Annotated in this window: 17 protein-coding genes; 5 read left to right on the top strand and 12 right to left on the bottom strand. The window is 43.9% G+C overall.

The genetic code is table 11. The features are described from left to right. A partial coding sequence (thiI, locus tag DFP79_RS07685; protein WP_133503760.1) for a tRNA uracil 4-sulfurtransferase ThiI occupies positions 1 to 1206 on the bottom strand: 1206 nt, incomplete at its 3' end. Positions 1207 to 1538: 332 nt separating this feature from the next. Between thiI and glnA the strand changes: the two genes are divergently transcribed. The 5 genes from glnA to tsaC all read left to right on the top strand — a co-directional run bounded on the left by glnA (position 1539) and on the right by tsaC (position 7110). Further along, positions 1539 to 2945 carry a glutamate--ammonia ligase gene (glnA, locus tag DFP79_RS07680; RefSeq protein ID WP_133503356.1) on the top strand — a complete coding sequence of 469 codons (1407 nt, stop codon included), beginning with the start codon at positions 1539 to 1541 and terminating at the stop codon, positions 2943 to 2945. A 267-nt stretch (positions 2946 to 3212) separates the two neighbouring features. Beyond that, the gene (gene glnL, locus DFP79_RS07675) at positions 3213 to 4295 is read left to right on the top strand and encodes a nitrogen regulation protein NR(II) (RefSeq protein ID WP_133503355.1); all 1083 of its coding nucleotides are present in this window, start codon (positions 3213 to 3215) and stop codon (positions 4293 to 4295) included. Continuing rightward, complete coding sequence (ntrC, locus tag DFP79_RS07670; RefSeq protein WP_133503354.1) at positions 4295 to 5731, top strand: nitrogen regulation protein NR(I); 1437 nt, start codon at positions 4295 to 4297, stop codon at positions 5729 to 5731. The genes glnL and ntrC overlap by 1 nt, the downstream gene beginning before the upstream one ends. Before the next feature lie 280 nt (positions 5732 to 6011). After that, on the top strand, positions 6012 to 6392 hold the full coding sequence (locus tag DFP79_RS07665) for a DUF3461 family protein (protein WP_133503353.1): 381 nt from the start codon (positions 6012 to 6014) through the stop codon (positions 6390 to 6392). 160 nt (positions 6393 to 6552) lie between these two features. After that, a complete protein-coding gene (gene tsaC, locus DFP79_RS07660) occupies positions 6553 to 7110 on the top strand; it encodes an L-threonylcarbamoyladenylate synthase type 1 TsaC (protein WP_133503352.1) in 558 nt (185 codons plus the stop codon). Between the two features lie 51 nt (positions 7111 to 7161). Here tsaC and DFP79_RS07655 read toward each other — a convergent pair whose 3' ends face one another. From DFP79_RS07655 to DFP79_RS07605, 11 genes are all read right to left on the bottom strand, one after another. Next, positions 7162 to 7875, bottom strand: a complete 714-nt coding sequence (locus DFP79_RS07655; protein WP_133503351.1) for an ABC transporter ATP-binding protein — start codon at positions 7873 to 7875, stop codon at positions 7162 to 7164. Next, positions 7872 to 8753 (bottom strand): ABC transporter ATP-binding protein, encoded by an 882-nt coding sequence (locus DFP79_RS07650; protein WP_133503350.1) that lies wholly within the window; start codon positions 8751 to 8753, stop codon positions 7872 to 7874. Before DFP79_RS07650 ends, DFP79_RS07655 begins: the two co-directional genes overlap by 4 nt. Further along, positions 8750 to 10030: a high-affinity branched-chain amino acid ABC transporter permease LivM gene (gene livM / locus DFP79_RS07645; RefSeq protein ID WP_133503349.1), complete on the bottom strand. Its 1281-nt coding sequence runs from the start codon at positions 10028 to 10030 to the stop codon at positions 8750 to 8752. Before livM ends, DFP79_RS07650 begins: the two co-directional genes overlap by 4 nt. Then, on the bottom strand, positions 10030 to 10941 hold the full coding sequence (locus tag DFP79_RS07640; protein WP_133503348.1) for an ABC transporter permease subunit: 912 nt from the start codon (positions 10939 to 10941) through the stop codon (positions 10030 to 10032). Before DFP79_RS07640 ends, livM begins: the two co-directional genes overlap by 1 nt. An 85-nt stretch (positions 10942 to 11026) precedes the next feature. Then, positions 11027 to 12142: a branched-chain amino acid ABC transporter substrate-binding protein gene (locus DFP79_RS07635; protein ID WP_133503347.1), complete on the bottom strand. Its 1116-nt coding sequence runs from the start codon at positions 12140 to 12142 to the stop codon at positions 11027 to 11029. A 509-nt stretch (positions 12143 to 12651) separates the two neighbouring features. Next, a complete protein-coding gene (locus DFP79_RS07630) occupies positions 12652 to 13749 on the bottom strand; it encodes a divergent polysaccharide deacetylase family protein (protein ID WP_243730226.1) in 1098 nt (365 codons plus the stop codon). After that, positions 13750 to 15021, bottom strand: a complete 1272-nt coding sequence (locus DFP79_RS07625; protein ID WP_133503346.1) for a S41 family peptidase — start codon at positions 15019 to 15021, stop codon at positions 13750 to 13752. A gap of 38 nt (positions 15022 to 15059) precedes the next feature. After that, positions 15060 to 16193, bottom strand: coding sequence for a murein hydrolase activator EnvC family protein (locus DFP79_RS07620; protein WP_133503345.1), 1134 nt, complete (start codon positions 16191 to 16193; stop codon positions 15060 to 15062). 56 nt (positions 16194 to 16249) lie between these two features. After that, positions 16250 to 17779, bottom strand: coding sequence for a 2,3-bisphosphoglycerate-independent phosphoglycerate mutase (gene gpmI, locus DFP79_RS07615; protein WP_133503344.1), 1530 nt, complete (start codon positions 17777 to 17779; stop codon positions 16250 to 16252). Positions 17780 to 17994: 215 nt separating this feature from the next. Continuing rightward, positions 17995 to 18906, bottom strand: a complete 912-nt coding sequence (locus DFP79_RS07610) for a LysR substrate-binding domain-containing protein (RefSeq protein ID WP_133503343.1) — start codon at positions 18904 to 18906, stop codon at positions 17995 to 17997. A gap of 86 nt (positions 18907 to 18992) precedes the next feature. Beyond that, complete coding sequence (locus tag DFP79_RS07605; RefSeq protein ID WP_133503342.1) at positions 18993 to 20267, bottom strand: NAD(P)/FAD-dependent oxidoreductase; 1275 nt, start codon at positions 20265 to 20267, stop codon at positions 18993 to 18995. Between the last annotated feature and the right edge of the window lie 42 nt (positions 20268 to 20309).

Raw genomic sequence — 20309 nt, 5'->3', positions numbered from 1 at the left:
CACGACAGGGATTTCACCTTGATATTGCTTTTCGACATCATCCATTACGTTTTGAATTGAAACAACACGAGCACTGTTTACTGCGTTTTCCAATACGGACATATCAAACTTGTTTTCTTCACGTTCGATACGATGCATTTTTGCACGTGTGGTAGGTTTTACAGAAATCACGCCACAGTACTCTGGCATACTCGCCGCAAACGGCTCAGTTCCAATATCAATGGATTTATTAATAATGTCTTGTTTATTCATTGTGATAAGCGGTCGAATGACTAAGTTTTCTGTCACTTGATCGATCACTTTCAAGTTTATCAGTGTTTGACTCGAAACCTGAGCAACACTCTCACCTGTCACAAGGGCTTTAGCGTTTAAGCCTTCCATAACTTCAGATGCTGCTCGAAGCATCATGCGCTTTAAGATAACGCCCATTTCAGAGTTATCTACTTTTGTGAGTATTTCTGCCACTACGTCTTCAAATGGGACGGTGACAAATTTAACGTTGATATTTGAGCCGTATTTCTCCCAAAGGTAATGAGATACTTGCTTAACGCCGATTTCATGCGCGTCGCCACCCAAATTAAAAAAGCAAAAATGGGTTTTTAAACCACGACTCATTGTTAGGTAAGAGCTGACAGTTGAATCAAAACCACCAGAAATAAGGGACAGAACAGAATCCTGCGAGCCAATTGGGTAGCCACCCAAACCTTCAACGCGTTGTTCGATAATCCACACTCGATCATCACGAATATCGATTGGAACAAGCACCTCAGGGTTTTTCAGTCTAACCGCTAGCGCACCACAACGGGCTTTTAAACAACCACCAATATGTCGCTCTGCGTCTACCGAAGAGAAGTCATGCTGACCCACACGGCGAACACGTACAGCAAAAACAGCATCTTTGATTGCGTCACCATAGGTTTTAGCCGCTTCTTCAGCAACATCATCTAACGTGGTGAAAGAGAACTCTCTTACGTATTGAAAGTGTGCGATACCTGCAATATTAGATAGAGCATTGGTAAAGCCTTCACGCAGACCATCCTTTTCCGACAGTACTTCTATAAAGTCCCAATTACCAGCAACGACAACGTCATCGTCATAATTGCGCAACACGAGGCGGATATTGTGACGAAGTTGCTTTATAAAAGCTTTACGCACAGGTCGACTCTTAATGGTTATTTCAGGAAAGAATTTAACTATGAATTTCATTGGGTAGTCTGTCTAACAGTTGTTCAAAAAAGGCGCACAGTATAATGAATAAGGCAGACAGGACAAAATATATTTTTGCACCAAAAATAAACGCAAAGACCATTATTGCACCAATATAAAGCAGAAAAGAGAATTTAAGGCTGAATCCCTGCTGGCTAAGTGTGCATTTTTCATACAGCAACTTTGTAAGGCATTGTTTTTTAAGAACTTAATTTTTTGCCCAACATTCTGGCATGGCTTATGCTTTATTGTTTGGCAATTAATGCTTCTTTTTGAAGCACTCGTACCCAAATCGAAAATTGATTTCATTTAAACCATTTTGGAGAACATTTATGTCAAACAAGACTCTTGCCTTGATTGCTGAGCACGACGCTAAGTGGGTTGACCTACGTTTCACCGACTTCCGTGGTAAAGAGCAACACGTTTCTATCCCAGCATCAACCGTTGACGAAGAGTTTTTCGAAAACGGTCAAATGTTTGACGGCTCTTCGATTGCTGGTTGGAAAGGCATTAATGAATCTGACATGATTATGATGCCTCAAGACGACGCATCTGTTATCGATCCTTTCACTGAAGAACCTACAGTTATCGTTCGTTGTAACATTATCGAGCCAGCTACAATGCAAGGCTACGATCGTGATCCTCGTTCTGTTGCAATACGTGCTGAAGAGTTCTTGCAATCTACAGGTCTTGGCGACACTGCATTCTTTGGCCCAGAACCTGAGTTCTTTGTATTTGACGATGTTCGCTGGAAAGCTGACATGTCTGGTTGTTCTGTAGAAATCAATGCAGAAGAAGCAGCTTGGGCATCTAACAAGAAAATCGAAGGCGGTAACATGGGTCACCGTCCATTCGTTAAAGGCGGTTACTTCCCTGTACCACCAGTTGATTCTCATCACGATCTTCGTGGCGCAATGTGTGGCGCTATGGAAACAATGGGACTTGAAATTGAAGTACACCACCACGAAGTAGCGACTGCAGGTCAAAACGAAATCGGTGCTAAATTCAATACGCTTGTTAAAAAAGCGGACGAAGTTCAGATTCTTAAGTACTGTGTACACAATGTTGCTCACGCTTACGGCAAGACTGCGACTTTCATGCCTAAGCCAATCGTTGGTGACAACGGTTCAGGTATGCACGTTCACCAATCTTTCTGGAAAGATGGCGTAAACCAATTCTCTGGTGATCAGTACGCTGGCCTATCAGAAATGGCTTTGTACTACATTGGCGGAATCATCAAACACGCTAAAGCAATCAACGCTTTTGCAAACGCTTCTACAAACTCTTACAAGCGTCTTGTTCCAGGCTTCGAAGCGCCAGTTATGCTAGCTTACTCTGCTCGTAACCGTTCTGCTTCTATCCGTATTCCTTACGTTGCTAGCCCTAAAGGTAAGCGTATTGAAGCACGTTTCCCTGATCCAACTGCTAACCCATACCTAGCATTTTCTGCAATGCTTATGGCTGGTATCGACGGTATCAAAAACAAGATCCACCCTGGCGATGCTGCTGATAAAGATCTTTACGACCTACCTGCTGAAGAAGCTGCTGCAATCCCAACGGTTGCAGGTAGCCTAGAAGAAGCACTTAAGTGTCTTGACGAAGATCGCGAGTTCCTAACTCAAGGCGGCGTATTCTCTGATGACATGATCGATGGTTACATCGCTCTGAAATCTGAAGAAGTTGAACGCGTTAACATGACAACTCACCCAATTGAGTTTGAACTTTACTACAGCGTTTAATTTTCGAATGAGTTGCTTGTAGTCTAATCAAGCAACCTAGAAATACACACGAAAAGCTCTGATCATTATCAGGGCTTTTTTTTGCCCATATAAAAGCACAGAATAAAAACTCGCACCATTATGGTTCACTCAATCTATTATGGTTATGATAAATCTCTATAATCATAAGGTTTTCCTTGTGCCCAATGTTGGTTCGTTTTTTGCAGTTAGTAATAACCTGTCTTCATGAGACTCAAAAGTACGACGATCTAAAAGAGGCAAAGTTTCGTGCATAGTTTGTTGATCGACCATCTTTCTACTGCCGTGCTGCAGTTAAACAGCGAGATGAAAATTGAATACCTTAACCCTTCGGCAGAGATGTTTCTGCACGTTAGTCGTCGACGTATTTATGGGCAAGACCTTGGCGCTGCGTTCTCTGAAGATGAGAGCAGTGTTCTAGCATTAAAATCAGCAATCGAATCTGGACATCCTTTTACCAAACGCGAAGCCAAAATCACGTTAGTTGATGGCCGAGCTGTTGTATGTGATTACACTGTGACACCCGTAATGGGATCCATTAACACTACTGAAAGCCTTATTATTGAATTGCACGCGCGCGATCGTGTAAAACGCATCTCACAGGAAGATGACTTAATCGCTAATCACGAATCCAGCAAAGAGCTCGTTCGAGGTTTAGCGCACGAGATTAAAAATCCATTGGGTGGTATTCGCGGAGCGGCACAACTCATTGGTCGGGCTTTCAAAGACGAAGCCTTAAAAGATTATACTCAAGTCATTATTGAAGAATCTGACCGGCTGCGTGATTTAGTTGACAGGTTGCTTGGGCCACGTCAATTACCGCAGAAAAAAGAACTTAATATTCATCGCGTCATTGAGCGAGTCAAACAGCTTATAGATGTAGAGTCCAACGGAGAAATCGTCATTGATCGTGACTATGATCCAAGTATTCCAGAAATGATTGGAGATGAATCGCAATTAATTCAAGCGCTGTTGAACGTTATCCGAAACGCCATGCAAGCACTTCTCTCTCAACCAGAGAATGATGATCGAAGGATAAAATTGATAACACGTACATTACGCCAGTTTACGATAGGTGCGAATCGCCATCGTTTAGTGTGCAAAATTAGCATTATTGACAATGGGCCTGGCATCCCTGAGCACATCATGAAATCACTTTTTTATCCAATGGTAAGTGGCCGGGCAGATGGAACTGGGTTAGGGCTATCGATTGCTCAATCTTCAATTCATCAGCACAGTGGCATTATCGAATGCAGCAGCCAGCCACAAAAAACCGAATTTAACATACTAATACCCATTGAGACGCAATGCGTCGAGAAGGAGGAACACTAATGCAGCCCCAAGATACCGTATGGATAGTAGATGATGATCGTTCAATACGCTGGGTTTTAGAGAAAACACTTGAACAAGAAGGCATTCAGTGTCGATTGTTTGAATCCGCTGAGTCCCTTACTACATTACTCGATAAAGAACAGCCAAGCGTTATCATCAGTGACATACGTATGCCAGGAATGGACGGCCTAACGCTGCTTAACAAACTTCAAACTGAGCACCCTTACCTTCCCGTCATCATCATGACGGCACATTCTGATTTAGAAAGTGCCGTTGCATCATACCAAGGTGGGGCATTTGAATACCTGCCTAAACCGTTTGATGTTGAGGAAGCCGTAAGCCTCGTAAAACGGGCTATTATTCATCATAAAAAATCAATGCCGTCCGAACCTGAAGTCGCTGTCGTTGAAGAAGACGAAGACGTTAATAAAGAAATTATTGGTGAAGCGCCTGCTATGCAGGAGGTTTTCCGTGCTATTGGCCGATTGGCAAACTCAAATATTACGGTCTTGATTAATGGTGAATCAGGCACGGGTAAAGAATTAGTTGCTCAAGCACTGCACCGTCATAGTCCGCGTGCATCCAATCCTTTCATTGCACTCAATATGGCTGCGATTCCTCACGATTTAATCGAGTCAGAACTATTTGGGCATGAGAAAGGCGCATTCACGGGAGCAAACACCCAACGACGAGGTCGTTTTGAACAAGCAAATGGTGGCACACTGTTCCTTGATGAAATCGGCGACATGCCTGCGGAAACCCAAACACGGTTACTTCGAGTGCTTGCTGACGGTGAGTTCTATCGAGTTGGAGGTCACACTCCTGTAAAAGTTGACGTTCGAATTATCGCAGCAACACACCAAAATTTAGAAGGTTTGGTTGAGACAGGCTCATTTCGTGAGGATCTTTTCCACCGTTTAAACGTCATCCGTGTACATTTGCCTAAATTGGCAGAGCGTCGAGAAGACATTCCAAAACTCGCTCGTCACTTTTTAAGTCGCGCAGCAGAAGAATTGGCCGTCGAACCGAAAACGCTGACACCTGAAACCGAAAGCTACCTAAGTCGATTAGAGTGGCCCGGCAATGTTCGACAATTAGAAAACACATGTCGTTGGTTGATCGTAATGGCATCAGGTCGAGAAGTTCTTATTGAAGACTTACCACCAGAGCTGCTTAACACTACGCCAAGTGAACAACCGTTTGGATCTTGGGAAGATGCACTAAAAAGCTGGGTAGACGATACTCTAGCCAGTGGTCAGAAAGCCATTCTTGACCAAGTCGTACCGAAATTCGAGCGCATCATGATCGAAACAGCCCTAAAACACACGGCTGGCCGTCGCCGTGATGCATCACTTCTATTAGGCTGGGGCCGTAACACGCTCACACGGAAAATCAAAGAATTAGGCATTGATAACAGCGATCAAGATGACGATTAAAAGTCATCTAATTACCTAATCAAGTTACTATTGATCAGTAAATAATCTAAAAAGCACAAGTCATGGGAGAACTTCCTTTGATTTTGTGCTTTTTTTGCTCCATATCAACACACTCCCTTGCTTTTACCATTGCCATGCCCTACAAATTGAGTTTATAGTCGCGTCTCAAAATTGATCACGATTAAACCAGCGCTGTCAGAATGTGGGCATTTCAACGAATGAATTGAAATAGAGCACATAAATAACAGTGCGCTCATCTCATTTTATGATAGGTATAAAAATGCATCCGACACTAGAATCCATGGGGATTACCAGTTTTGACGACATCGATAAATTCACTTTGCGTTACGAAGGTGGCTTCGACGTACTAAAAGTTTACTACCGTCGAGAAAAAGGCTCTTTGTTACCTAAAAGCAAAAAGTTCAAATTTGGTCGTTCAACAAAAACCGTTTTAGCAGATGGCGGCCAACAAACATACCGTCAGGTTCAAGAACCGTCTCTTGTTGTGCTTCGTGCAGTAGAAGAACTCGGTCAAATCGTTGGAAAAGCGCAAGAAACTAAAATCACTAAAGACGAGTTAGTAAAAGAACTTGAACATCTAGAACGTGTAATGGCAAATAAAATTGCAGAAATTAAAGACAAAATAGACTCGTTCAACTAAGCGATAGATAACATCGTTTAAAACGACTAGATTACACTTTTATGGTGTAATCTAGATACGCTATTTGTAATACTGCTGAGCATCTAAAGTCATCTTTTCCAAATGACTTTTTGCATACAAACTCCGTCCAAACGTCGTTTTTTATACTTATATTTACTCCATGATAATCACGTCTTCCGTCTCTGAAATTGTTGAAATCATTCGTAATGGTGGTGTTATTGCCTACCCTACTGAAGCGGTTTGGGGGCTAGGATGCGACCCATACAATGAACACGCTGTCCGCAGAATATTAGCGCTTAAATCTAGACCCGAAGAAAAAGGATTAATCCTAATCACGGGTCATAAACAACAACTGTTACAATGGCAAAATCAACTTAATGAACGCTCATTTGAACGCTTAATATCGTTGACAGAGTCTCCGACCTCTTGGGTTGTACCGGATATAACTGTCACACCTACTTGGATACGGGGAAAGCATCAAAGCGTCGCCATTAGGCTAAGTCAGCACCAGCCTGTGATTGACCTTTGCAATCACCTAGAACAAGCAATCGTTTCTACTTCGGCGAATCCAGCGGGCGAAGAACCAGCGATGAATATAGACGAACTAAAAGCCTACTTTGGAGAATCGTTAGACGCGATATACAACGCTCCACTAGGTGAAGCCAAATCACCATCGCAAGTAAAAGACATTCTTACAGGAAAGGTTTTCCGAGATTAGACAATCCCCAACCTCCCTATGATTTAAGAGGTTGGGGATTGTATCGAAAGGCTAATGCCCGCCTAGGTAGGCTTCACGCACTTCTGGGTTTACGAGCAATTCATCGCCCGTGCCCGTCATACGAATTTCACCATTTACCATTACGTAACCGCGATCTGCGAGTTTCAGAGCATGGTTTGCATTCTGCTCTACTAAGAAGATGGTCATCCCGCTACTCGCTACATCTTTCAGTATTTCAAAGATTTGCTTAACAATGATTGGAGCTAATCCAAGGCTTGGTTCATCCAACAAAAGTAATTTTGGACGACTCATCAAAGCACGCGCGATTGCGAGCATCTGTTGTTCACCACCCGACATTGTTGATGCACGTTGATTTCGACGCTCTTCAAGACGAGAAAATAAATCAAACATCTTTCGCATGTCTTCATCGGCGTGATCCATACCAATAGGAATCGTGCCCATCAGTAAGTTTTCTTCCACCGTCATACCAGGAAAAATTCTACGCCCCTCCGGTGACTGAGCTAAACCATTTGATGCAACATAATGGGCAGATTTATTGGAAATATCCTCCCCACGATAAATGATCTGTCCGGCAGATATTCGAGGCTGTCCAAAAATCGACATCAAAAGAGTGGATTTGCCAGCCCCGTTTGCCCCGATCATAGTGACAATTTCGCCCTCTTTTATCTCCAGCGATACTTTTTTAAGAGCTTGAATTGGCCCGTAGTGGACATCAACCTCTTTGAACTCCATCAAAGCAGTCATAGTGTCACCTCTTCACCTTCTTCCGCTCCCAGATACGCAGCGATCACTTTCGGGTTAGACTTAATATCATCAGGCCCACCTTTCGCAATCACCTCACCGTGATCCAAAACCACAATATAGTCAGAAATATTCATCACCATGCCCATATCATGTTCGATCAGCAAAACCGTTGTATTATGCTCATCACGGAGAATCCGAATCATCTTGGTCAGCGCTTCGGTTTCAGACGGGTTCAAGCCTGCCGCGGGTTCATCTAAGCAGACAATTTCTGGATTCGTACACATCGCTCGAGCGATTTCTAGGCGGCGCTGCTGTCCATAAGAAAGCTCCCCTGCTAAGCGGTTAGCAGACTCTTTAAGGTCGACAACTCCTAGCCAATAAAAAGCGCGTTCTAACGCTTCATCCTCAGATTTTTTGAAGCCTTTAGTCTTCAAGATACCCGCAAACATGCTGCGATTAACCCGCATATGTTGTGCAACCAAAAGGTTTTCAACCACTGACATTTCTTTAAACAGGCGGATATTTTGAAACGTTCTCGCAAGCCCTGCTCGGTTCACTAGGTGGGAACCACCGAACATTTTGTATTTTAGACGCTTTATAAATGCCACAGGGTTGAAATAATCAGAAAACTGAAATGACTCTCCGAGTACCTGAATAACACTGGTCGCCTTACCATTCGCATTAAGCATGATGTTGCCACCTGTTGCTTTATAGAACCCCGTAAGACAATTAAATACTGTTGTTTTTCCGGCACCATTAGGACCAATCAACGCAGAAACAGTGCCACGCTTTATTTCAAAGTTCACGTCATTTAGCGCCTTAATACCACCAAAATGCATGACTAAGTTGTCCACTTTTAGAATACTTTCTTGGCTCATTTCACATTCCCCTCTCGCGCTGAAACTCCAATTCTGGTCATACGAACCAATCCGCGAGGTTTCCAAATCATCATTAACACCATCAATATACCAAATGCGAGAACGCGATAATCAGCAAATTCCCTAAGCAATTCAGGCGCAACAGTAAGCACGAATGCGGCAATGACCACTCCAAGCGTTGATCCCATACCGCCGAGTACGACAATGGCAAGAATCAGAGCGGATTCGAAAAAAGTAAACGAAGAAGGGTTCACAAAACCTTGATAGGTTGCAAAGAAAACACCTGCAAGCCCACCTGTTGATGCTCCAATCATGAAAGCAGAAAGCTTAACTAAAACGTGATTAAGACCAAGAGAGCGGCACGCGATTTCATCTTCTCGCAACGCTTCCCAAGCACGGCCAATTGGCATTTGAGTTAGGCGTTTTTTTACATATAAAACGCCTAAAACAACCAACAACAAAACCAGATAGATGAAGATATACTTATAGGCAGAACTGTAAGAAAGACCAAAAAATTCGTGGAATGGCACATGCCCTTCACTCGCGCGTCGCTTAAACTCCAAACCAAAAAAGGTTGGCAGCGGTGCGTTCATACCGTTTGGACCGTGTGTTAAGTCAGTCCAGTTGGTTAATACCAAACGAATAATTTCACCAAAGCCTAATGTTACGATAGCGAGATAGTCACCATGCATTCTTAATACTGGGAAGCCCAATATGGCACCAAATATAGCGGCAACGATTGCAGCAATAGGCAACATAGACCAGAACCCCAAACCAAGATGCTCATAACCAAGCGCTAAACCATAGGCTCCAATGGCATAAAACCCAACAAAACCTAAATCCAACAGCCCCGCTAGGCCAACTACAATATTTAGCCCCAGCCCTAGCAGAACGTAAATCAGTCCTAGAATAACGACCGTCAATACATACTTTGAGGCAATGAATGGAACAGCAAACGCAATGAGAATGGTCAGCGGAATAATCCACTTTAACTTAGATTTATGACCGGGAGCCAATACATGAACACCCTCATCTTTAGACGTATGCTTGTATAGGAAATCTCGACCTTTCGTTGATTGAAAAAACCAAGAAGCGAGAAATCGTCCAACCATAACCACTGCGACGATCGCAAATAACCGCTTAGGTTCCGCGTTAAACGCAAATCCATCGAGCACAAGCCCAACAATAGGCCCAAAGACTACCAAAGCAATCAAACCTGCTAATACAGAATCGATTGCACTCTTTTTAATATCAATACCTGTTGCAGCTTGGCTCATTATACTTTCTCCACTTCAGGTTTACCCAAAAGGCCGCTTGGACGGAAAATCAATATGACCACAAGCAATGAGAAAGAAAACACATCTTTATAATCTGAACTTACCAGTCCAGCAAATAGCGCTTCGGATAACCCAAGTATGATGCCTCCGAGCATTGCCCCAGGTAGAGACCCTATTCCACCTAATACAGCGGCAGTAAAGGCTTTGATACCTATGATAAAACCAACATAAAAGTCAAAGCCGCCGTAATCTAGCGTTACAAGCACACCTGCTAATGCAGCCATGGTCGCACCGATAACAAACACTGTTGAAATAATCTTGTCTGTATTGATTCCCAATATTGATGCCATTTTAGGGTCTTGCTGAGTCGCACGACACATGCGTCCAAGCTTCGTTTTTTGAATAATGTACGTTAAGGCAGCCATTCCGATAAACGAAGCAAAAAGGATGAACAACTTCATATACGTGATTTGCACAAAACCATCGCCAATATCAAACCTAATTGCCCCTGACAGTAATGTCGGCACACCTTGTTGCTTCGCTCCTTGGCTAAGCTGAACATAGTTTTGCAATATAAGGGACATGCCTATTGCCGAGATCAAAATAGACAATCGACTAGAACCGCGTAACGGACGGTAGGCAATACGCTCAATCACCCACCCGTATACACCGGTCACGAAAATGGTAAAAATCAGCGTGCCAAAAATAATAACCGGAAAAGATTCAATTCCGAAAAAAGAAAGTAGAGCAATTGCTACTGCAGTAATATACGCGGACACCATGTAAACATCGCCATGCGCGAAGTTAATCATGCCTATGATTCCATAAACCATGGTGTACCCAATCGCGATAAGTCCATATACAGAACCAAGGGAAAGCCCATTGACTAGCTGCTGGAGAATGATATCCATCAAAAACCTCTTGGGAAGAAAAGCAGAAAAGCACGCCGATTAGCCTTTGAAGACTAATCGGCGGTTAAGCGAGAATATTAGACAGTTACATACCTAACATGTTGTATGTTCCGTTCTTGTCCCACTCATACATTACGTAGTCAGAAACAAGTAAATCACCTTTTTCGTCAAACGCTTTCGTTCCCATAACGGTTTCTACTTTGTTTGCGTGCAACCAGTCGGATGCTTTTACTGGGTCTAGGTCTGTGTTTTGAAGAGCTTCTGCCACTACTTGCATTGCAGCATACGAGTACATTACGTAGCCTTCTGGCTCAATACCCGAGTCACGGAACTCTTTAACAACAGCTTTACCCTCAGCATAAGAGGTCGGATCAGCACCAAACGTCATAAGTACGCCATCGACATACTTAGGCGAGCCAGCGACTGATACAAATTCATAAGATGTAATACCGTCACCTGACATAAATTTCGCTGTTAGACCTTGCTCACGCATTTGACGAACCAAAGGGCCTGCTTCTGAGTGAAGACCACCGAAGTAAACTACATCAGCATCAACAGAACGAATCTTAGTTACCAACGCGTTGAAGTCTTTCTCACCACGTGTCAGACCTTCATAAAGTACTTCCTTAACGCCGTACGCATTAAGACTCGACTTCATTGCATCGGCCAAACCTTTACCGTAAGTGTCTTTATCATGGATAACAGCGACTTTCTTAGCGCCTAGAACATCCACAATGTAGGTAGCAGCAACATCACCTTGCTGATCATCACGGCCACAGACACGGAATACATTTGGCAAACCACGATCAGTTAAACCAGGCGCTGTAGAAGCTGGAGTGACTTGAAGAACCCCTGCTTCTTCATAAATATTAGAAGCAGGAATAGAAGAAGATGAACAGAAGTGACCCACAACAGCCACAGCTTCATCGGAGTCCACCAAACGGTTAGCAACGGATACAGCCTGCTTTGGCTCACACGCATCGTCGGCTTTAATAAGTTTAATCATTTCACCATTAATACCGCCAGCATCGTTAATTGCTTTAGCGGCAGCAGAAGCGCCATTCCATAACTGTGCCCCAAAGGCTGCATAAGCACCTGTGTGAGGCCCAGCAACACCAATTACCACATCCGCTTGTGCCGTCGTCACCGCACCAGCGATTGCCAAAGAGACTAGCGTTTTTCTAACAACTGCGTTTGACATTGTATAGCTCCTACTCGTTTTGTGTTTATCGTTATTTTCAAAAAGCAAGAAGCGTTCCAATAGATTTAGACCCTGAAATTAGTAAATAGATTGGAACATATGCGGCAACTTCTCAAGAATTGTGCACCACATTAACACCAAACAATAAGCCCAGTTCAAAAAATGGTCAATAGAAGTGCAGTAAATTTTAGAATAAAAAAACAAAAGAGAGCGTAAAACTGGAATATTTAACCAATAATTATGACTTGGTCAAATTTTTATACTGAATTCATGATTTTTAATCAAATGAGGAGAGGATCAATTTGCACTAGAGATGTGCAAACTCATATTGAACACGGCAAAATGGAAGAGTCGATAAAACGAACCTTAAGAATACGAAACAACGAGAAGAGCGTCTTTCAAAATACTCTTATTTTTTTTCAGAATCATCCGGTTTTTTGCGTAAATCCAACACTATCAAAAATATGAAATCCGAAGGATTAGCCAAAAGTCGTAGAAGTAAAACGCCCCTAACGACTCGGCGGTGTGATCATGTCATCGATGGGGACTAAACGAACAGAGACATCGTTTAAGTCAGCGAGGCGTTTAAGTAAATAAGCCATGGTTTCAGGGTAAGGATGGCCGATTGCGATTGCCTGACCATTTTTATGGGCTAACTGTATGAGTTTTTGAAATTGCCGATCAATCGCGTTTACTTCTCGAACATTGTCCAAAAAAACATCACGTTTTGACGCTAATAAGCTGTGCCGTTGTGCCATGGTATAAGCAACACTCTCTGCACTGGTCACACTGTCAATGAAAAATAGATTACTTTCACCTAGTACCTGCATGACCCAATTCATCGCTTGCGCGTTGGTCGTGAGCAGACTTCCCATGTGGTTGTTCACGCCTTTTATACCGGGTAAATTCGCTAAATCATCACGTAAGACAGACTTAAATTCATGCTCACTCATCGATACATAGAGACCACCTGGGCCGAGTTTCAATTCACGCTGGTTTTCCATCGGTGCATGCAACAGTGTGGTTCGGTTTTGCTCCATCGACTTTAACGCGGTTTTTTCCCCAAACGGTGTATGAGGAAGAATGGCAAGCGCTACTTCTGTTGGCAGTTTTAAGGATGATTCCATACCGCGACGATTGTATCCCACATCGTCGATAATAATACTGATCTTTGGCTGACGACTTGATTCGACATTTACTTCTGTGTCTTCTTCGGCGTTTGTTTTGCCATGCCCCAATAAGCTCGGTGGAGCGGTAAAGTTGACGTGATGCAAAGAAGAATCTGACGGCAAAATCCAAGGCCCCAATACCCTGTCCATTGACAAAGAGTCCATTGAAAGGGAGTCCATTGAGAGCGAGTCTATTGAAGGCGAGCTTAATTTTGCCGCCTTTCCTTCTTCGTTTAATAGCCCCTCGCCAGAGAATGGATACATCACGCTCGATGCCTGAGGAGTCGATACAGCATTAGAAGTTGAAACAACGGGGCCCAATCGCTCTGGCGTAGTATCGTGAGCCATCAAATACGAAGGAAAAATTGCAGAGGCCAAAAAAATAAAAATCGCAATCTTATTCAGACTGCGATTTTTCACGGATTTAAAGAAGATCATTTACAATTTCTTAGTTAACTTCGAGGCACTTTGTAGAATAGTTAAAGCTTGAAACAGTTGAAAATCAGATACCGCCAGTTGATTGAGGTCTGAGTTTACATCTGAGCTAGTACGTTCCTCTCCTCCAGTTCCATTACCGATATGACCTTTTAATTCCGCTTCTTTAATAAAGAAAGCATCATCAGGAACCGAAACATCCGCTTGAGGAATGATAATATCAGGACGAATACCTTGAGCTTGAATAGAGCGACCATTAGGCGTGAAGTACAAAGCGGTTGTCAGCTTCACGGCTGCGCCATTAGTTAAAGGAACAACCGTTTGCACTGTCCCCTTACCAAAACTCTCAGTTCCTAGTATGACAGCACGTTTATGATCCTGTAATGCACCTGCAACGACTTCAGAAGCAGAGGCAGATCCTTCATTGATCATAACAATAATAGGCTCATCAGGCAGTAAGGTGGCTTTCTTTGTTGCCTTAAACTCTGTTTTTGCCAGCTGATGACGTCCGTCTGTATAAACGATCATGCCGTTATCCACTAACGAATCGACAATGGACACAGCGCTTTGCAATACGCCACCCGGATTATTACGTAGATCGAGGATCATACTGTCAATCGAATGGTCTTGCTTTAGCTGTTTAATGGCATTCGCGAACTCTTCCCCAGAATCCCCTTGAAACTGACTTAATCGGATGTAGGCAATACCGTCTTCCTGATCGAGCCATTTTTGCGTAATACTCGACTCTTCAATCAATTGCCTTTCAATTTCATATTCTTTAATTTGATCATCACGCTGAACATCTAGACGCACTCGTGTGCCAACTTCTCCACGCATAAGAACCGTGACGTCCTGTAAGCTCATACCAGAAACCAGCTGATCATCGATCCTAATAATCACATCGCCCGGCTCTAAGCCCACTTCCTTAGCAGGTGATCCATCAATTGGCGCTACAATAGTTAATAAATTGTTCTCAATTTCAACTTCGATGCCAATGCCGGCATAGTTTCCCGACGTGACCTTCTCAAACTCGCGCATCTCTTCACTGGTAAGATAATTTGAATGCGGGTCAAGCGCAGAAACCATCCCTTTCAGAGCTTTATCGAGAATGGCTCTATCATCCAGATCTTCTACATAACCTTCTCTGATGGTCTCAAATGTTTCCACAAAGGACTGTATTTCTTCTAATGGGATAGACGATTGCTCTTGCGCAATACTGGGTGAAACTACTAGCAAGAGTGAAGCGCTGAGCAGTAGGTTGTTCATAATTCTCATAATTTATCCTAACTCGATCGTAGTGAGAGCAAAAACCACTACCCTCTTCCTACCCACTTCAATGGAGACAGTGGAATACTGTTATGGCGGATGGCAAAAAACAGGCCTGGATCCAAACGTCCACCACTGCTACCGACGGTTGCTATTATTTCGTTTGCAGCAACCCATTCACCTACGTCTTTCAATAAACTTTGGTTATAGCCATATAGAGACATATAGCCGTCACCGTGATCTAAAATAATCAAAAAGCCAAAGCCACGCATCCAATCGGCAAAAACCACTCGTCCATGGAAGATTGCTCTTACATTGTCGCCTTCTTTGGCTTTAAGTGTAATGCCTCCGAGATTGATTTGCCCATTGTTTGGTACTTTTTTAAGCCGAGCAATAGGACGCACTAACTTTCCTTTCTGACTTGCAAACGACACATCCTGATCAGGAATCTGAATATCTGCCAATGCTTCTTCCAAACGCTCTAGCAACGTCTCAAGTTGCTTTCGGTTTTTGGACAGCTGTGCTTGCTTTTGATTCCCAGATTTTAAATCTTGATTTAGCTTTGCTAAAAGCTGCTTTCTTTGAGCGTGTTCCGATTTCAGAAGGCCACGCTGCTTTTGAAGACTTGCTTGTTCTTGTACCTGTTGAGCCCGATGGCTACGAATACTCTTTTCTACGAGGTTAAGTTCTCTTACCTCGTTAATGTAACCGTTAATCACAGACTGACGTGCTTGAGAAAAATAACGGTTGTAGTGTACGAGCCTCATCGAATCGGCGCTTTGACTGTCGCTCAATAACAGCTTTAGGCCATCTTGTTCCCCAGAACGATAAACCGCCCTAAGTTGGGCGGCTATTTGATCATTTTGTTGCTGGATACTGAGTTGTAGAGTTCGTTGCTGTTTGGATAAATCCGAGAGCTGCTTTTCGCCTTTTTTTAGGCTTTGCCGTAACTCCTCAATTTTCTTATGCAGTAACTGGATGCTTTGCTCTTTAGACTCCAACTGGTTTTCCACATCAGAGCGTTCAGACTTAATTTCTTTAAGCCAGCCATTAAGCTTAGTTAGATCTTTATGTAAGGTCTCAATTTGTTTTCGAGCTTCCTCGGGGGTCTGTGGTTGAGCCGCAAGCCCAAACGAGGATATGCAAATTAAACACAGACTGAAGAAAGCTCTCAACAACATTTCAAACCTTAACTGCTTGACTACAATACATACGAACAGAACTCAGCTTACTCTGGTTATTTACGAACCAGTAAGCTTGCTCCTGTCATTTCATCCGGTTTTTCCATTCCCATCATATCCAATAGAGTCGGTGCAATATCACACAGTGCGCCGTTTTTAATGGATACATTTTCATCTGGGGAATACAGCACTAATGGAACTGGCTCCAACGTATGCGATGTTAATGGCTGGGTGCCATCATCACTTAACATTTGCTCTACATTACCATGATCTGCTGTTATCAAACACTGACCGCCGTTTTTCTCTAGCGCGGCGATAACACGACCTATACAGGAATCGACCGCTTCGACTGCTTTTACTGCCGCATCGAAAATACCGCTGTGCCCGACCATATCGCCGTTGGCAAAGTTGCAAATAATGGTATCGTATTTGCCTGCTTCAATGACTTCAACCAGCTTGTCTGTTACTTCTGGCGCACTCATTTCAGGTTTCAAATCATAAGTCGCCACATCAGGAGACGGAATCAGCTCTCGCTCTTCGCCTTCAAATACCGCTTCTTCTCCACCATTGAAAAAGAACGTTACGTGAGCGTATTTTTCTGTTTCTGCGATTCTTAATTGCGTTTTGTTTTCCTTCGACAGAATCTCACCCAAGGTGTTGGAAAGAGCGACAGGAGGAAAAGCGACAGATGCAGAAATATCCGATGCGTATTCGGTAAATGTTACGAACCCTGATAGAGCCGGTACGGCACTGCGCTCGAAACCTGAAAAGCCAGCGTCAGTAAAAGCTCGCGTCAATTGACGAGCACGGTCAGGACGGAAGTTTGCAAATACGATAGCATCTCCATCTTCAACCTTGACCGCATCACCAATCACAGTGGCTTTTAGGAACTCATCATTCTCATCGCGCTCATAGGCTGCAACAATGGCCTGCTCTGCTGATTCAGCAAAGTGCAAACCCTCACCTGATACAATCGCATCGTACGCTTGTTGAACGCGCTCCCAACGGTTATCACGATCCATTGCAAAGTAACGGCCAACTAATGTTGCAATTTTACCAACACCGAGCTCTTTTAGCTTAGCATCCAGATCAGAAACGGGGCCTTGAGCGGAACGTGGCGGCGTATCGCGGCCATCGGTAAAGCCATGTACATATATCGCTTTAGCACCGCGTTTTACTGCTAATTCAGCCATGGCCATAATATGCTCGTGATGGCTATGAACACCACCAGCAGACAGCAGGCCTAAAATGTGGACCGCTTTACCTGCACTTACCGCGCTATCAATTGTGTTAACGAGTTCAGCGTTTTCATAAAAGCTGCCATCGTCTATGGCTTTACTAATGCGAGTGAAGTTTTGATAAACAACGCGACCCGCTCCAAGGTTCATATGACCTACTTCAGAGTTGCCCATTTGCCCCTCAGGAAGCCCTACAGCCATACCGGATGTTTCTATCAAGGTATGCGGCTTTGTGCTCCAAAGCGCATCCCAATTTGGTGTATTAGCAGCTGCAATTGCATTTGACTTGGACGTTTCGCTGTAACCCCAGCCATCCAAAATAAACAAGGCGGTTGTTTTCTTGCTCATTATCTTCATCCCATTAGTGTTCTTAACTCAATACGATTGAGTTCAGCGGTTCAATCCCCCCTAGAAATGCATTCTGGTGTCATGAACGGCTAAACATTTTAAGTGTGGCTAAAGTTGTTCGTTATAATTATTCTTTTGATACTACCACAGAGGTCGTGTTTTTTGTAAATGAGACGCAAATCTTGTTTGTGAATAACGCACACACAAATCTGTCGTTACCCTAATAACCAATCTCGAAACATGACGACTTGCTCTAAATCTGCCTTTCCGGCTGGATAAGACAAAAAGTACTCATGAGGGGTCTCAATTGCATCACCAAATGGAGAGATCAATTCCCCGCTTTCCAAGCCTTGTTTTACAATAAAGGTCGGTAAAATCGCCACGCCCATCGATTGCTTTGCGGCTTCTAGCAACATATGGAAATGTTCAAACGTAGCACCAGAAAGCGTACTTTGCTCTAATTTATGAGCCGCCAGCCAATCAGGCCATGCATTCACACGCGACGAAAGATGAATCAAGTCATAGTTCAATACGTTCGCTTTTACTTTTTGCACATCTTCTTCCGCCGGCTTACCCAGTATACGGCGATGGGTGGGTAAACCAATGAGCTGCGGTGAGCATACTGCAATGACTTGCTCACTCATCAAGTGATGGGAGATCCCCTGTGGCCAATGATCTCCACCATAATGCAATAGAATGTCGGTGCTCTCTTCGTCTATGCTTGAAGTGCTCTCCAATGAGTTCACTTTAATCTGAAGCTCTGGGTGCAATTCCTGAAATTCGCTGAGTTTTGGAATCAACCAGTGTGAGGCTAATGTCGGTAGGGACGTAATTTTAAGCGTCGTTTTCTCGTCTTCACGGCGCAACATGCGCAAGCAAGCACCTTCCATTGCATCAAGTAGCGGTAAAATTTCTTTGTAATAAGCCGCTCCGGTGCCCGTCAAAACCAAGCGTTTATTAAGGCGAATAAACAACTCTCTAGATAGAAATTCTTCAAGATTTCGAATTTGACGACTTACCGCACTTTGAGTGAGGTGCAGCTCTTCGGCAGCACGGGTAAAACTAAGATGTCGTACAGATGCTTCAAAGCATTTTAACGCGGTTGAAGACGGGATATAACGCCGCATGATCCTTCCAATTATGATACCCAGAGCTAAAATTGTATCGCATATCGGGATCAATTGGGAAAGCGATCATGCACTTAAATACAGTATCAGGTTAAGATGTGAGAACGTTGACCCAAATGATAGGCTTTCGCCCCCACTTCATAGAAAACACGCTTTATCTCTCGTAATGGCATATCACGCAATTTGGAGTTAGGCGCCGATAAGTTTGCTATTTCGCCGCTAAACCATTGCGCAAGTTCTTTCCCCATGACAGTGCCTGGGCCGATGCCTCGTCCACTGTAGCCCGCCACACTGTACAAGCCTCGTTGCAATTGTTGGCAGTGAGGTAAATGATCTTCGCTGTACGCGATTTTTCCTGACCAGCAATACTCCCACTCGACCTTTGATAGCATTGGAAACAACTCGCGCACTCGTTGTGTCGCCCAATTCGTCAGTGTTTGGCCAGTGTCTCCCATTCCTCCAAAAATCAATCGACCTTGCTGATCTAAGCGAAAAGAGCTCATCACGGTGCACGTATCCCAACACCCTTCTTTGTTCGGCAGAATCGTCGATAACTCTTGTTCGACCAGTGGTTTCGTCGCCAATTGACTGTAGTGAATAGGCACAAACTTTCTTGCTTGCTCCTGAACACCAAACTCACAATAAGCATTGGTCGCTACAACTACTTTTTGCGCGGTCACTGAGCCATTTTCTGTTTGCAGCTTCCAACCACCACTCTCGGTAGCAATAGAAACAACGGGGGAGTGTTCGAATATTTGAGCTCCTTCCTGAAGCGCGGCTTTTGCGAGCCCTTTCGCGTACGCCAACGGCTGAATCGTACCGGCTCTAGGATCAAACAGCGCAGAATTAAACTTCTGAGAGCCTATTTTCTGTTGCGCTTCGAGAGCATTTAATAACTGAACAGGCGCACCGCGCTGTTGGAGCTGTTCACAGCGCCGCTGTAATTGCTCTAAGCCTGCTTTGCCCACTCCGGCATGCAATGTACCATTTCGAGTAGGTTCGCATTCTATTTGATATTCATCGATCAACTGGAAAACAGCATCAGGCGCTACGGCCAGCGCATCATAAAGCCGCTGTCCCGCTTCTGCCCCTAACTGCTTATCCAACGCTTCGGGTTCCAGCCACAATCCGGCATTAACCAAACCTACATTACGCCCTGAGCCGCCAAAACCGACATCTTGAGCTTCTAGCACAGCGACTGATATGCCTTTTTTGGCCAGATGCAAGGCAGTGGATAATCCAGTAAAACCGGCACCGACAATGGCAACATCAACCGTAAGGTCGGATGTTAAAGACGCCAAATCGAGCGTAACGCCCGCGCTCGCACGCCATAAAGAATTACAAACCGGTTCCACTGCCATGATCACCTCAGCCTTTTAGAATGAGACACACAAAGATAAAGA

Origin of the sequence: Marinomonas balearica (assembly GCF_004362145.1) — a bacterium.
Lineage (GTDB): Bacteria > Pseudomonadota > Gammaproteobacteria > Pseudomonadales > Marinomonadaceae > Marinomonas > Marinomonas balearica.
Note: the sequence above shows the minus strand (reverse complement) of the source record. Positions and strands in the feature narration are given on the sequence as shown.